Below are 14674 nucleotides of genomic sequence, written 5' to 3' on the forward strand. Positions count from 1 at the left end.
AGGCGTTTATGATCCTGAAAATACTCACCCCACTGGTCGGGGTGCTGGGGGCACTTTTGCTCTCATTTGGGGTATGGATGATTTATCCCCCTGCAGGCGTTATCGCTGGTGGTTTTCTGTGTCTTCTCTGGTCCTGGCTGGTGGCTAAAGCACTCTCCATTTCGGGCAGCAAACAATCAGGGGGTGGCTGATGTTTTTCTCTGGCATGTTCGCCAAAAGTAACCAGCCGGTAACCACGCCCTCAGAACTGGCGCAGGAAATAGGTCTGACTTACGACACCTATACAGGAAAGCGGGTGAGCAGTGGGCGCGCAATGCGTCTGACCGCTGTTTTTGGCTGTGTGCGCGTGCTTGCTGAATCTATCGGCATGCTTCCCTGCAATATTTATAAAACCGTTGGCAGAGGTAAAGAAAAGGCGACCAGCGAGCGTCTGCATAAGCTGGTATCCATAAAACCGAATGGTTTTATGACACCACAGGAGTTCTGGGAGTTGCTGGTGGTTTGCTTATGTCTTCGCGGAAATTTTTACGCGTATAAGGTTAAGGCCCTGGGCGAGGTGGTTGAGCTTCTTCCATTGGACCCTGGCTGTGTCCAGGCGAAACTTAACAGTCAATGGGAGCCGGTTTACCAGGTCACATTTCCTGACGGTAGCACTGATGTGCTGGGGCAGGAGGACATCTGGCATGTGCGCATTCTTACCCTCGATGGTCTGGTGGGGCTGAACCCCATAGCCTATGCCCGTGAGGCAATTTCCCTTGGGCTTGCCACGGAAGAACACGGTGCCAGGTTGTTCAGTAATGGTGCGGTCACTTCCGGTGTATTGCGGACAGAGCAGGAGTTAAGCGATCTCGCTTACCAGCGACTAAAAGAGGATTTTGCCGAAAAACACCAGGGGCTCGGCAATGCCCATAAACCCATGATCCTCGAAATGGGGCTGGACTGGAAATCGATGGCACTGAGCGCCGAGGACAGTCAGTTTCTGGAAACGCGTAAGTTTCAGCTTGAGGAAATCTGCCGCCTTTTTCGAGTACCGATGCATATGGTCCAGAACACGGATCGGGCAACGTTCAGCAACATTGAAGAACTGGGCCTGGGCTTTATCAATTATTCATTAATCCCGTACCTCACGCGTATTGAGCAGCGCATCAATATCGGTCTGATCCGGGAATCGAAACTGGGCACGTACTACGCAAAATTTAATGTCGGCGCGCTGTTGCGAGGCGATATGAAGTCACGCTTTGAGGCATATGCCACTGCCATCAACTGGGGCATGTATTCCCCCAATGACTGCCTTGAACTTGAAGATCGCAATCCTCGTCCGGGCGGGGACGTCTACCTGACGCCAATGAATATGACCACGAAGCCGTCAGACGGCAGCAAAGCGAAACCTCAAGAGGATAAACCCCATGCAGAATAAGCAGCGACTGGATGTGCCGCTGAAACTGAAATCCGTCAGTGACAGCGGTGAATTTGAGGGCTACGGATCCGTATTTGGTGTGAAGGACAGCTACGACGATGTGGTCGTGCCCGGCGCGTTCAGCAAATCGCTTCAGTCGTGGCGTGAAAAGAACACGATGCCCGCCATGCTCTGGCAGCATCAGATGGATGAACCCATCGGCATCTATACCGACATGAAAGAGGATGACGTCGGGTTATACGTTAAGGGGCGACTCCTTATCGATGACGATCCCCTTGCCAGACGCGCACATGCTCACATGAAGGCCGGTTCTTTAACCGGCCTTTCTATTGGTTACATGCTGAAAGACTGGGAATACGACAGGACCAAAGAGGTGTTTCTTCTGAAAGAGATTGATCTCTGGGAAGTCAGCCCGGTGACGTTCCCGTCGAATGACGAGGCTCGCATCAGTGATGTTAAAAGTGCGTTTGCCCGGGGTGAGATGCCGTCCCAAAAAAGTATCGAAAGAGTCCTGCGCGACGTTGGGCTCTCCCGTACCCAGGCCAAGGCATTCATGGCCGGGGGTTATAGCACACTGAATCAGCGCGATGTTGATGGCGTGGGCACTGCACTGGATGCACTTAAAAACATCAAATTTTAATCCGGAGTAAAAAACATGGCAGTCGAAATTAAAGATGTAGAACAGGTCGCGCAGGAACTGCAGGCGAAGTTTGATGACTTCAGGGCCAAGAACGATAAGCGAATTGACGCCCTCGAAAGTGAGAAAGGGAAACTGGCCGGGGAGGTCGATACCCTCAACGGTAAACTCTCCGAGCTGGAAAACCTGAAATCCGATCTGGAAAGCGAACTGGTGTCGCTCAAACGCCCTGGCGGCCCACAGCAGCAGTCCAAAGCGGCGACTGAGCACAAGACCGCTTTTATGCAGTTTATGCGTAAAGGTGATGATGACGGTCTTCGTGAGCTGGAGCGTAAAGCATTACAGGTGGGCACCGATGAAGATGGTGGATATGCCATTCCGGAAGAACTGGATCGCAACATCCTTACCCTGCTGAAGGATGAAGTGGTGATGCGCCAGGAGTCCACGGTGATCACCGTAGGGGGTTCTGAGTATAAAAAACTGGTGAGCGTGGGTGGCACGGCTTCAGGCTGGGTGGGGGAGACTGATGCACGCCCGGCAACAGATGCATCCAAACTGAAAATGATTGAACCTTTTATGGGGGAAATCTACGGCAACCCGCAGGCGACACAGAAAATGCTCGATGACGTGTTTTTTAATGCGGAAGACTGGATTAACAGTGAGCTGGCCACTGAATTTGCTGAGAAGGAAGAGATTGCCTTTACCTCCGGGGACGGTACCAAAAAGCCAAAAGGGTTCCTGGCTTATGCATCCAGCCTCGACGACGACAAAGCACGCGCTTTCGGTACTCTGCAGCATATCCTGTCCGGTTCAGCCGCAGCAGTAACGGCGGATGCCATCATCAAGTTGGTATATACCCTGCGTAAGTCACACCGTAGCGGCGCCAGGTTCATGATGAACAACAACACCCTGTTTGCGATCCGCATCCTCAAGGATTCGGAAGGTAACTATCTGTGGCGCCCGGGGCTGGAAGTCAATCAGCCATCCACGCTGGTCGGCTACGGTATCGCGGAAAATGAGCAGATGCCCGATATTGCAGCTGATGCCAAAGCCATCGCGTTTGGTAACTTCAAACGCGGTTATACCATTGTCGATCGTATCGGCACCCGCATTCTCCGTGATCCGTACACCAACAAACCGTATGTCGGTTTTTATACCACCAAGCGTACTGGCGGCATGCTGACAGATTCGCAGTCCATCAAACTGATGCAGATTGGCGCGCCAGTTGCTCCGTAAGTACCGGGGGCTTCGGCCCCTCTTTAATGAAAGAGGTGAATACCATGCCTGTATTGAAAACGAGCCTGAAGTGGTCTCCTGATGGTTGCCGCATCGAGGTTATCCCGGCGGGTGAGCATCCGGAATTGCCAGGCCGGGCTCTGGAAATTGCCAGTCAACTGGGGATCCTTGACGTTGGCTACCTGCCGCCAGACCCGCAGCAGGACCCGGAAAAAACCGATAAAAAAGCCAAAAAATAACCCGCTATTGGCGGGTTTTTTACAGGTGTTTCTCATGATCCTGACGAATGAAGAGATAAAGCGGCAACTGCGGCTTGAGGACGATGACACCTCTGAAGATGTGTTGCTCAGTGCTCTTGGTGCCGCAGTGGAATCCAGGACAAGCACTTTCCTTAATCGCCCTTTATATGCCAAAGCCGACGATATTCCCGATGGGGATACGCGCGGACTTGTCGTGTCGAATGATATCCGCCTCGCGATGCTGATGCTGGTGACCCACTTCTACGAGAACCGGTCAGCGACCTCTGAGGTCGAAAAGCTTGAAACGCCGCAGGCATATAACTGGCTTGTATCTCCATACAGGTTTTATCCGCGATGAAAATTCGGCAAGCGCAAACCAGCGCGACATACCTGCTACCCGATCCCGGTGACCTGGATAAGCGAGTTCTGATCCGTAAACGGGTCGATGTGCCAACCGCTGATTTCGGTACGAAGCCAGAATACCCGGTATCGTTCAATACATGGGCAAAGGTGGTTCAGACCAGCGCCACGACATACCAGGAGACGGCCCAGACTGACAATGTCATCACGCATTACATCACCATTCGCTGGCGCCGCGGGATTACCAGTGATTTTGAGGTGGTGAAGGAGGACGAGGTATACCGCGTAAAACGCGCTCGTGACCTGAACAGCAAGCGGCGATTTTTGCTGCTTGAATGCACTGAGCTTGGTGTATTTCCAGCAAATACTGGAGGGAATTCTAATGGCGGAACCCTTTTTTCACGTTGATTTTCAGCAGCCGAATGAAATGCGCTTCAACCGTGCCCGTGTCCGGCGAGCGTTTATCACCATCGGCCAGCGCCATATGCGTGATGCACGCCGACTGGTAATGCGCCGTGGACGTTCCGAACCGGGAGAAAACCCCGGATACCAGACGGGCCGCCTGGCAAAATCCATTGGCTATATGGTGCCCAGGGCGAGTAACAACCGACCCGGTTTTATGACTCGTATCGCACCGAACCAACGAAACGGGCAGGGGAACAGGCTGATCACCGGCGATTTCTACCCGGCCTTTCTTTTCTACGGTGTGCGTGGTGGTGCTAAGCGGCGTCGGAGCCATCACAGAGGTGCTTCCGGTGGCAGCGGCTGGCGTATGGCTCCGCGTAACAACTTCATGGTTGAGACACTCAACAAAAACAGCCCGTGGACACGCTACTACCTGGCGCGTGAACTGCGGCTATCACTCAAACCGGAGAAACGTCGCAGATGAAACTGGCCCCGATTATTGCCGCACTACGGGCGCGTTGCCCGGAATTCCAGAATCGTGTAGCGGGAGCTGCGCAGTTTAAGGATTTGCCGGAAGTCGGAAAGATGAAACTGCCGGCGGCTTATGTTGTTCCTGGTGATGACTCACCTGGCGAACAGAAAAGCCAGACTGACTACTGGCAGGATCTGACCGAGGGTTTTTCCGTCATTGTGTTTGTCAGCAATGGCCGGGATGAGCGCGGTCAGTTTGCCTCATATGATGTTGTTCACGATGTGCGACAGTCACTGTTTAAGGCGCTCCTGGGCTGGAATCCTGAAGAACGAGGAAACCCGATCACCTATGCAGGTGGTACGTTGCTTGATGTGAACCGGCATGAACTGAGCTACCAGTTCGACTTCACTGTTCTGGCAGAACTTTCAGAAGACGACTCCCGTCAGCAGGACGATCTCAACGGCCTGGATGAGCTCCGCACACTGGCGATTGACGTCGATTTTATCGATCCCGGCGAAGGTCCCGACGGTAATACTGAGCTCCACACTGAAATAACACTCCCTTCCTGAGAGGTCCCATGTTTGTAAAACCCGTAAAAGGGCGGTCAGTTCCTGACCCGGCCCGGGGTGACCTTTTGCCCTCAGAGGGGCGAAACGTTGAAGAAGATAACTACTGGCTGCGACGTGAAGCGGCCGGTGATATCCGGCGCGTTAACAAAAAGGTGAAAACCAATGACGATTAGTATGAATACCATTCCCGCGAACACGCTGGTTCCGCTGTTCTATGCGGAAATGGATAACTCAGCGGCGAATACCAGCCAGGACAGCGCGCCCTCGCTTCTGATTGGGCACGCCAACAATGATGCAACCATTGCGACGAACAGCCTGGTGCTGATGCCATCGGCAGATTATGCCCGCCAGATTTGCAGTCCTGGCAGCCAGCTGGCGCGCATGGTTGCTGCTTATCGTAAAACCGATCCGTTTGGTGAGCTGTATGTCATCGCGATACCCGAATCCGCCGGGGCAGCCGCAACGGTGGTTCTGACGGTGACCGGCGAGGCGACCGAAACCGGTACGGTGAATCTCTATATCGGGCGCACCCGCATCCAGGCTGTCGTCATCAATGGAGATGATGTGGCCACGGTGGCCAGCAGCATTAAAGATGCCATTAATGCCGATCTGACTCTGCCGTTGACGGCGACCGCTGCGGCGGGTGTGGTTACGCTGACTGCGCGACACAAGGGGCTATGTGGCAATGAAATCCCCGTCACCCTGAATTATTACGGTTTTGGTGGGGGAGAGGTTTTACCTGCCGGTGTTCAGATTGCGATTGCAGCCGGTACAGCCGGCAGTGGTGCGCCTGTGCTGACTGGCGCGGTCGCCGCGATGGCGGATGAACCGTTTGATTATATCGGACTGCCGTTCAGCGACACCGCGTCCATTAACACGCTGGTGACCGAAATGAACGATACCAGCGGTCGCTGGAGCTATGCGCGTCAGCTCTACGGTCACGTTTATTCGGCGAAGATCGGTACGTTGTCAGAGCTTGTCACCGCAGGTGATCAACTGAATCAGCAACACATCACCCTCGCGGGTTACGAGAAGGATACGCAGACCCCGGCAGACGAACTGGCGGCAAGCCGGACGGCGCGGGCGGCGGTGTTTATCCGTAACGATCCGGCGCGCCCGACCCAGACGGGTGAACTGGTGGACATGCTGCCTGCACCCAAAGGGAAGCGTTTTACGATGACCGAGCAGCAGACGCTGCTGTCTCACGGCGTGGCGACGGCTTACGTGGAAAGCGGCATCCTGCGCATTCAGCGCGATGTCACCACCTATAAGAAAAATGCGTATGGCGTGGCGGATAACAGCTATCTCGACAGTGAAACGCTGCATACCAGCGCCTACGTGCTGCGGCGTCTTAAATCGGTGATCACCAGCAAATACGGGCGCCATAAACTGGCGAACGACGGCACCCGCTTTGGGCCCGGTCAGGCCATCGTGACCCCGGCGGTGATCAAAGGGGAATTGCTGACAACGTACCGTCAGCTGGAGCGGGCGGGCATCGTGGAGAACTACGAGTTGTTCAAAACGCACCTGATTGTTGAACGTGATGCCAGTGACCCGAACCGTCTGAACACGCTCTTCCCGCCAGATTATGTCAACCAGTTGCGTGTCTTCGCGGTGGTTAATCAGTTCCGTCTTCAGTACCAGGAGGAGGTCGCATAATGGCGCGTATTGGGGGTACCTGTTATTTCAAGATTGATGGCCAGCAGCTCTCGCTGACCGGTGGCATTGAAGTGCCAATGAACACGAGGGTAAATGATGATCTTATTGGCCTGGATGGCTCGGTGGATCGTAAAGAAACGCACCGTGCTCCCTACGTCAAAGGCACGTTCAAGGTACCGAAAAATTTTCCGGTCAACAAAATCACCAGTTCCGATGAAATGACCATCACCGCCGAGCTGGCGAATGGTCAGGTCTATGTGCTGTCGTCTGCCTGGCTGCATGGTGAAGCAAACCATAATGCGGAAGAAGGGACAGCAGAGCTTGAATTCCACGGTGAAGAGGGGGATTACCAGTAATGAAAGAGCTTGAGTTAAAGAAACCGATTATCGCGCACGGCGAAACACTGTCGGTACTGGAGTTTGAAGAGCCCACAGGAAAGGACGTCCGGGAACTGGGGTATCCGTATCAGATGAACCAGGATGAGTCCGTGAAGTTGCTGGCCCACGTCGTATCGAAATACATCGTGCGACTGGCTAAAGTGCCGCAAAGCTCTGTGGATCAGATGTCTCCCTCCGATCTGAATGCAGCCGCCTGGCTGGTGGCCGGTTTTTTCCTCCAGGCCTGACGGCGGAATTCCTCACTGATCGTTATTTTGACTGCGCCAGTTACTGGCGCATCAACCCCTTCGAGTTACTGAATATGCCGATCAGTGATATCCCTCTGCTGGTCAGTCAGGCGAACCGAATAGAGCAGGAGAAACGCACTCATGGCTGAATTTGAGCTGAAGGCGCTCATTACCGGCGTTGATAAGCTGTCGCCCACGCTCACGAAGATGCAGAAAAATATCCGTGGGTTTAAGCGCCAGGCGGAAGATGCGTCGAAAGGTGGGCTTGCACTGGCGGGAGGGCTAGCCGCCGGGTTGACGCTGTCGATGAAGAGTTATGCGGATCAGGAAAATGCCGCGATGGGGCTGAAAGTCGCCATGATGGAGGCGAACGGCGAGGTCGGAAAAAGCTTTGAGGGTATTAATAAACTGGCTGTCGGGTTGGGTAATCAGTTACCCGGAACCACGGCTGATTTTCAGAACATGATGCAGATGCTGGTCCGTCAGGGGATCCCGGCAGAAAACATCCTGGGGGGTGTCGGGAAAGCCACGGCGTATCTGGCTGTACAGCTGAAAAAGACCCCGGAGGCAGCGGCTGAGTTTGCGGCGAAAATGCAGGATGCGACGGGGACCGCCTCCGATGACATGATGGGACTCTTCGATACGATCCAGAAGGCGTTTTACCTGGGCGTTGACGATACCAATATGCTGTCGTTTTTTACGAAGACCAGCTCTGTTCTGAAGATGGTCAACAAGGATGGTCTGGAGGCAGCACGCGGTCTGGCCCCGATCAGCGTCATGATGGATCAGATGGGCATGCAGGGGGAATCTGCAGGTAACGCCCTGCGTAAAGTCATCCAGTCCGGACTGAATGTCAAAAAGGTCGGTGCGGTTAACAAGGTGCTGGCTCGCCAAAATCTGGATATCAGCCTCGACTTTACTGACGGCAAAGGCAGCTTTGGTGGCCTGGACAACATGTTCAGGCAACTGTCCCGGCTGCGAAAACTCACCGATGTGAAGCGTACCGGGGTGCTGAAGGAGCTTTTTGGCGATGATGCTGAAACACTGCAGGTCGTGAATGCACTGATCGACAAAGGCAAGGATGGTTACGATCAGGTGCAGCAGAAAATGAACAGGCAGGCCAGCCTGAACAAGCGTGTGGAGGCTCAACTGGGCACGCTTGCCAACCTGTGGGAAGCGATGACCGGTACGGCGACCAATGGTTTGGCGGCTATTGGCGGGGCGTTCTCCGATGACACAAAACAAATCACCACCTGGCTGGGCGATCTCGGTGAGCGATTCACAAAGTTTGCTGATGAAAATCCCAGAGTGATCCGCGGTGTCTTTGGCCTTGCAGCAGGACTGACGGTGCTGAAGCTGGGATTTATGGGGGTGGGTGGCGCCATCAGTATGGTCAGCCGGATTATGGCGATGACACCCATCGGCATGATAGCAACAGGTATTGCGCTGGTGGCGGGCCTGATCATTTCAAACTGGGACGTTGTGGGACCGTACTTCAAAGCATTATGGGACTTTGTTCAGCCGATATTTTCTGACTGGATGCGCTGGGCAAAAATGGTTTTTGACTGGTCCCCTCTGGGGATTGTCATCAATAACTGGGGACCCATAGTCCAGTGGTTTCAGGAACTGTGGGTCATGTTGCAGCCGATATTTGCTGACTGCATGAGCTGGACGAAGATGGCATTCGACTGGTCTCCTCTGGGCATGGTTATTAACAACTGGGGGCCGATCGTTCAGTGGTTTCAGGATATGTGGGCGAAGGTAAAGCCGATCATTGAATGGTTCTCTGAGGGGGCCAGCGATACGGTGACCGCTGCTAATGCGGCTCAGTGGGGGGCGGGGGGTTACGGTGCATACGGTACCGGTGTTCCCGCTCAGGGATATAACCCGTATCAGATTGCCCCGGCCGCGCCAAAAAAAGCGGAGGGCGAAATTACGGTCTCCTTCAAAGATGCTCCACCCGGGATGCGGGTAACAGATACCCGCTCCAGTGGCATCGATGTAAATCACGATGTTGGCTACACCCGCCTTGGTATGGGTGGCTGATAACCCGCTCCGGCGGGTTTTTTTATGTCCGGAGTTTATATGGCGTGGAAAGACAGGCTACAGGATGCGTCGTTCCGTGGCGTTCCGTTCAAAGTCGAGGAAGAGAGCAGTGGTGTCGGCCGCCGGGTGGAAACGCACGAATACCCGAACCGTGACAAACCCTACACCGAAGATTTGGGCAAAGTTTCTTTTCGTCCCTCTCTCACTGCCTATGTTGTCGGGGAAGACTGTTTTGACCAGCGCGACAGACTGATTGAGGCACTGAACAAGTCTGGCCCGGGAACCCTGGTTCATCCGGTCTACGGGGAAATGAGTGTTTGCGTGGACGGTGAGGTTCGCGTCAGCACATCCAGAAGCGAAGGACGAGTCGTTCGTTTCGATCTTAAATTTGTTGAGGCCGGTGAGCTGTCTTATCCCACGGCTGGTGCCGCAACCGCTCAGAACCTGACGTCTTCCTGTTCGGCGCTTGATGACTGCATCAGCAGCAGTTTCAGTGATTTCAGCATTGATGGTGTGGCGGACTTTGTCCAGAACGATGTCATCGGCAACGCCACAACGATGTTGGGGTATGTCTCCGGTGCCATGAAAGTGGTGGATTCCGCCGTCTCTGATGCCGCCAGATTGCTGCAGGGTGACATTTCAGTGCTACTTCCGCCCCCCTCATCCGGGAAAACCTTTGTCGACGAATTGCAGAAAATGTGGCGGGCAGGCAACCGCCTGTATGGTAACTCCGGCGATCTCTTCACGATGATTAAAACTTTTTCGGGGGTCAGTCTTGGGAGTGATTTGCAGCCCCGGGGCGTCTGGAAGACTGACAGCGTCACCACCAGGACCACCACACAGCAGAGCAACTATGTTGCCAGTGCTATTCGCACCACGGCCATCAGTGAAGCAGCACACACGGTAACGCGTCTGCCGGCACCCGCTCCTGTACCCACGGATAGCCAACCCGGTACCGGCTGGCCAGTGGTGACTCACCCTGCGCTGAATACCTCACCGGAAGAACCTGTTGCCACCGATCTGCCCGCCTGGGAGCAGCTTGTCGATATCCGCGACACACTGAATGTTGCCATCGATAAGGAGATGGCGCGCACCACCGATGACCGCTTATTTCTGGCGTTACGTCGGGTAAAAACCGATCTGAACACGGACATGAAAACCCGCCTGGAGCAGGTACAAAAAACTGTACAGCGCGTCCCGGCTGAAGTTACCCCTGCACTGGTACTGGCAGCGTCCTGGTTTGATAACGCCGCGAGGGAAAGCGACATCATCCGGCGTAATGTCATTTCACATCCCGGCTTCGTGCCGGTTGTTCCACTGAGGGTGCCGGTACGATGAATGATAACGTGACATTACGAGTGAATGGTCGGGAATGGGGCGGCTGGACGTCGGTCAGGATCGGCGCAGGCATTGAGCGGCTGGCGCGCGATTTCAGCGTTGAAATTACCCGTCAGTGGCCGGGGGATGACGGTACCGCCTCTCTCCAGCCACGTATTAAAAACGGCTCCCGGGTGGAAGTGCTCATCGGTGACGACCTTGTCATTACCGGCTGGGTGGAAGCCACTCCCGTCAGGTACGATGCCCGCTCCGTCAGTACCGGCATTTCCGGGCGGAGCCTGACTGCTGATCTGATTGACTGTACGGCAGAGCCGACACAGTTCAATGGTCGATCTCTGGTACAGATAGCCCGGGTCCTGGCTCACCCCTTCGGTATTGAGGTAGTGAGTGCCGGGGCGCCCGCCAGCGTTATCCCCGATGTTCAGCCCGATCATGGTGAAACCGTCATCGAGGTCATCAACAAAATACTGGGTCAGCAGCAGGCGCTGGCGTATGACGATCCCCGGGGCAGGCTGGTGATTGGCGGTGTTGGCGAAACCCGTGCTCACACCGCGCTGGTTCTCGGGCAGAACATCCTTTCCTGCGATACCGAAAAAAGTATCCGCGAACGCTTCTCCGTCTATCAGGTCGCCGGACAGCGTGCCGGGAATGATGACGATTTCGGGTCTGCCACCACCACGGCGCTGCGGGCCAGGACGGAGGATGCGATGGTATCCCGCTACCGCCCGATGTCTGTGAGACAGACCGGACAGGCGACGGGGGCGAGTTGTATTGCGAGGGCGGAGTTTGAAGCCCGGCAGCGGGCCGCGAGAACCGATGAAACCACCTATGTGGTTCAGGGCTGGCGGCAGGGGAACGGCATGTTATGGCAGCCAAACCAGCGGGTCATCGTCTTCGACCCCGTCTGTGGTTTCGATAATGCGGAACTGCTGATCTCAGAAGTGACCTTTACCAAAGACCAGAGCGGCACACTGGCGGAAATCCGTGTGGCGCCGCCGGATGCCTATCTGCCTGAACCGGATGATCCAAAAACCAGAAAAACGAAAACGCGTAAAACCCGGGAGGATCCTTTCTGATGAGTGCGTTACCCGGTTTGCATCGACAGTTCCTCAACCTGATAGGTCGGGCAGTCGTGAAAAGCATTAATGCTGCCGCGAAGTGCCAGACGGTGGATGTGTCACTGATCGCGGGCGAATCCAAAGGCGGCATAGAGCATCTCGAACCCTATGGATTTACCGCGCGGGCAACATCAGGCGCTGAGGCGATTGTGCTTTTTCCCGATGGCGATCGTTCTCACGGTGTCGCCATTGTGGTAGCCGACCGCCGGTACCGGCTGAAAGGTCTGAAAGGCGGAGAGGCGGCACTGTATGACGACCTCGGACAGAAGGTTCACCTCACCCGAAATGGCATTGTCGTTGACGGTGCGGGAAAGACCATCAGATTCATCAACGCACCAAAGGCCCGTTTTGAAATGGATATTGAGGCGACAGGTCAGATTAAGGATCTCTGTGATTCTTCTGGCCAGACGATGGCCGCCATGCGTGTGGCCTATAACGGCCACCGACACCGGGAAAACGGGCAGGGCAGTAACACCAACACACCGGATAAACCGATGGAGGCGTAATGGAACTGTGGCTGACAGTGAACGGGCAGCGGGTGAACGCGAATGCGCCGCTGGATCCCCTGACCCGATCGGTGGTGATTTCCCTTTTTACCTGGCGCCGCGCCGATCCGGATGACCAGGCTGATGTGCCGATGGGGTGGTGGGGGGACACCTGGCCTGCGGTACAGAATGATCGTATCGGTTCAAAACTCTGGCTTTACCAGCGCAGCAAGTTGACCAATCAGCTGGTGAATAACATCAGAACCTGTATTCGCGATGCGCTGCAGTGGATGCTGGATGACGGCGTGGTTTCCCGAATCGATCTGGACATCCGGCGTACAGGCATCAATGAACTGGCAAACAGCCTCACACTCTGGCGCCGTAGTGGGCCGGTCACCCTGACTTTTGAAGATTTATGGAGCGTAATTACCCATGGCGGACAGTGAATTCCGGCGCCCGACGCTGGCAGAGAATATCAGTATGCTCCGCACCGATTTATTCGCCCGGCTGGATGTGAACGATGCTCTGCGGCGGATGGATGAAGATGTGCGGGCGAAAGTGTATGCAGCAGCGCTGCACACCGTGTACGGCTATATCGATTACCTGGCCATGAATATGCTGCCGGATCGGTGTGATGAAGCCTGGCTGGCGCGCCACGCTGCCATGAAGCGCTGTCCACGTAAACCCGCAACAACTGCGGCCGGGTATATGCGATGGGAGGGGGTCAGCGACGGGCTGAAAGTCACTGCCGGTAGTGTGATTCAGCGCGACGATATGATCCAGTACACAGCCACGGTGGGCGCCGTCAGTGCGGGTGGGGTGTTGCGTGTGCCGGTTACGTGTTCAGTTGCCGGTGTCAGTGGTAACGCGGACGACGGTACCGCGCTCATTCTGGTCACGCCGGTGAGCGGACTTCCCTCTTCAGGTCTGGCCGACACACTGGTGGGGGGATTTGATACCGAGGATCTGGAAACCTGGCGCGCCCGGGTCATTGAACGTTACTACTGGACGCCGCAGGGCGGTGCCGACGGAGATTATGTCGTCTGGGCGAAAGAGGTTCCTGGCATCACCCGGGCATGGACTTATCGTCACTGGATGGGGACCGGAACGGTTGGGGTAATGGTGGCCAGCAGTGATCTGGTCAATCCGATCCCCGATGACGATACCGTGACGTCTGCCAGAACGCATATTATGCCGCTTGCCCCGGTGGCCGGCTCCGATCTCTATGTGTTTAAACCTGTAGAACATACGGTGAATTTTCACGTCAGAATTACGCCGGACACCCCGGAAAGTCGTGCGGCGGTCACGGCGGAGTTACGCGCCTTCCTGCTACGCGACGGTTATCCGGAAGGGGAACTGGAGCTGTCCCGTATCAACGAGGCCATTTCGATTGCGACCGGGGAATACAGCCATCAGCTAATTGAACCCGCTGCCAGTATTCCGATCGCGAAGAATGAACTGGCGGTGATGGGGAACATCGCATGGACGTGACGAACGACGATTACATCAGCCTGCTGTCTGCCTTGTTGCCACCGGGACCCGCATGGTCTGTCAGCGATCCGGCACTGTCCGGCTCCGCGCCCTCATTGCTGCGGGTGCATCAGCGGGCGGATGACCTGATGCTTGAGCTGGACCCACGCACCACGACAGAACTGCTTAACCGCTGGGAACGATTGTGCGGCCTGCCAGACGAATGTATTCCCGCAGGAACGCAGACACTGCGTCAGCGTCAGCAGCGTCTGGACGCAAAGGTCAATCTGAGTGGGGGAATCAACGAGGATTTCTTTCTTACCCAGCTCGCCGCGCTGGGGAAACCGGGCGCCACCATTACGCGCTATGACAAAAGCACCTTTACCTGTACCTCGGTCTGCACCAATGGCGTGTATTCGCCTGACTGGCGTTATTACTGGCAGGTGAATATGCCATCTTCCACCAGTACCGCCTGGATGACCTGTATTGATCCCTGCAACTCTGCGTTGCGGATCTGGGGGGACACGGTTGTCGAGTGTGTATTGAACAAGCTTTGTCCTTCTCATACCTACGTTATTTTTAAATATCCGGAGTAACT

At 55.3% G+C, this 14674-nt stretch carries 20 protein-coding genes; all 20 read left to right on the top strand.

Annotated elements, in window-relative coordinates; all coding sequences use genetic code 11:
- Window positions 1–8: 8 nt before the first annotated feature.
- The 20 genes from P2W74_RS10905 (at window position 9) to P2W74_RS11000 (ending at window position 14672) form a co-directional block, all read left to right on the top strand.
- Window positions 9–191 (top strand): hypothetical protein, encoded by a 183-nt coding sequence (locus P2W74_RS10905; protein WP_276294939.1) that lies wholly within the window; start codon window positions 9–11, stop codon window positions 189–191.
- On the top strand, window positions 191–1417 hold the full coding sequence (locus tag P2W74_RS10910) for a phage portal protein (RefSeq protein WP_276294940.1): 1227 nt from the start codon (window positions 191–193) through the stop codon (window positions 1415–1417). The genes P2W74_RS10905 and P2W74_RS10910 overlap by 1 nt, the downstream gene beginning before the upstream one ends.
- Window positions 1407–2057, top strand: a complete 651-nt coding sequence (locus P2W74_RS10915; protein WP_191219747.1) for an HK97 family phage prohead protease — start codon at window positions 1407–1409, stop codon at window positions 2055–2057. Before P2W74_RS10910 ends, P2W74_RS10915 begins: the two co-directional genes overlap by 11 nt.
- 15 nt (window positions 2058–2072) lie before the next feature.
- A complete protein-coding gene (locus tag P2W74_RS10920) occupies window positions 2073–3290 on the top strand; it encodes a phage major capsid protein (RefSeq protein ID WP_276294941.1) in 1218 nt (405 codons plus the stop codon).
- Window positions 3291–3334: 44 nt separating this feature from the next.
- Entirely contained in the window at window positions 3335–3529 is a 195-nt protein-coding gene (locus tag P2W74_RS10925; RefSeq protein ID WP_276294942.1) for a hypothetical protein, read from the top strand.
- 34 nt (window positions 3530–3563) lie between these two features.
- On the top strand, window positions 3564–3887 hold the full coding sequence (locus tag P2W74_RS10930; RefSeq protein ID WP_276294943.1) for a head-tail connector protein: 324 nt from the start codon (window positions 3564–3566) through the stop codon (window positions 3885–3887).
- Complete coding sequence (locus P2W74_RS10935; protein ID WP_276294944.1) at window positions 3884–4297, top strand: phage head closure protein; 414 nt, start codon at window positions 3884–3886, stop codon at window positions 4295–4297. The genes P2W74_RS10930 and P2W74_RS10935 overlap by 4 nt, the downstream gene beginning before the upstream one ends.
- Window positions 4272–4778: a hypothetical protein gene (locus tag P2W74_RS10940; protein ID WP_276294945.1), complete on the top strand. Its 507-nt coding sequence runs from the start codon at window positions 4272–4274 to the stop codon at window positions 4776–4778. The genes P2W74_RS10935 and P2W74_RS10940 overlap by 26 nt, the downstream gene beginning before the upstream one ends.
- A complete protein-coding gene (locus P2W74_RS10945) occupies window positions 4775–5335 on the top strand; it encodes a phage tail terminator protein (RefSeq protein ID WP_276294946.1) in 561 nt (186 codons plus the stop codon). The genes P2W74_RS10940 and P2W74_RS10945 overlap by 4 nt, the downstream gene beginning before the upstream one ends.
- A gap of 8 nt (window positions 5336–5343) precedes the next feature.
- A complete protein-coding gene (locus P2W74_RS10950) occupies window positions 5344–5508 on the top strand; it encodes a DUF2635 domain-containing protein (protein WP_096324204.1) in 165 nt (54 codons plus the stop codon).
- On the top strand, window positions 5498–6994 hold the full coding sequence (locus P2W74_RS10955; RefSeq protein ID WP_276294947.1) for a phage tail sheath subtilisin-like domain-containing protein: 1497 nt from the start codon (window positions 5498–5500) through the stop codon (window positions 6992–6994). Before P2W74_RS10950 ends, P2W74_RS10955 begins: the two co-directional genes overlap by 11 nt.
- Entirely contained in the window at window positions 6994–7350 is a 357-nt protein-coding gene (locus tag P2W74_RS10960; protein WP_276294948.1) for a phage tail tube protein, read from the top strand. The genes P2W74_RS10955 and P2W74_RS10960 overlap by 1 nt, the downstream gene beginning before the upstream one ends.
- Window positions 7350–7619, top strand: a complete 270-nt coding sequence (locus P2W74_RS10965; RefSeq protein WP_276294949.1) for a phage tail assembly protein — start codon at window positions 7350–7352, stop codon at window positions 7617–7619. The genes P2W74_RS10960 and P2W74_RS10965 overlap by 1 nt, the downstream gene beginning before the upstream one ends.
- A gap of 141 nt (window positions 7620–7760) precedes the next feature.
- Complete coding sequence (locus tag P2W74_RS10970; RefSeq protein WP_276294950.1) at window positions 7761–9665, top strand: phage tail tape measure protein; 1905 nt, start codon at window positions 7761–7763, stop codon at window positions 9663–9665.
- Between the two features lie 39 nt (window positions 9666–9704).
- Entirely contained in the window at window positions 9705–11003 is a 1299-nt protein-coding gene (locus tag P2W74_RS10975; RefSeq protein ID WP_276294951.1) for a DNA circularization protein, read from the top strand.
- A complete protein-coding gene (locus tag P2W74_RS10980) occupies window positions 11000–12079 on the top strand; it encodes a phage baseplate assembly protein (RefSeq protein WP_276294952.1) in 1080 nt (359 codons plus the stop codon). Before P2W74_RS10975 ends, P2W74_RS10980 begins: the two co-directional genes overlap by 4 nt.
- Window positions 12079–12627, top strand: a complete 549-nt coding sequence (locus tag P2W74_RS10985; protein WP_276294953.1) for a phage baseplate assembly protein V — start codon at window positions 12079–12081, stop codon at window positions 12625–12627. Before P2W74_RS10980 ends, P2W74_RS10985 begins: the two co-directional genes overlap by 1 nt.
- Complete coding sequence (locus P2W74_RS10990) at window positions 12627–13052, top strand: phage GP46 family protein (protein WP_276294954.1); 426 nt, start codon at window positions 12627–12629, stop codon at window positions 13050–13052. The genes P2W74_RS10985 and P2W74_RS10990 overlap by 1 nt, the downstream gene beginning before the upstream one ends.
- Window positions 13039–14097 carry a baseplate J/gp47 family protein gene (locus P2W74_RS10995; RefSeq protein WP_276294955.1) on the top strand — a complete coding sequence of 353 codons (1059 nt, stop codon included), beginning with the start codon at window positions 13039–13041 and terminating at the stop codon, window positions 14095–14097. Before P2W74_RS10990 ends, P2W74_RS10995 begins: the two co-directional genes overlap by 14 nt.
- A complete protein-coding gene (locus P2W74_RS11000) occupies window positions 14088–14672 on the top strand; it encodes a YmfQ family protein (RefSeq protein ID WP_276294956.1) in 585 nt (194 codons plus the stop codon). The genes P2W74_RS10995 and P2W74_RS11000 overlap by 10 nt, the downstream gene beginning before the upstream one ends.
- The last annotated feature ends 2 nt before the right edge of the window (window positions 14673–14674 follow it).

Origin of the sequence: Citrobacter enshiensis (genome assembly GCF_029338175.1) — a bacterium.
Lineage (GTDB): Bacteria > Pseudomonadota > Gammaproteobacteria > Enterobacterales > Enterobacteriaceae > Citrobacter_D > Citrobacter_D enshiensis.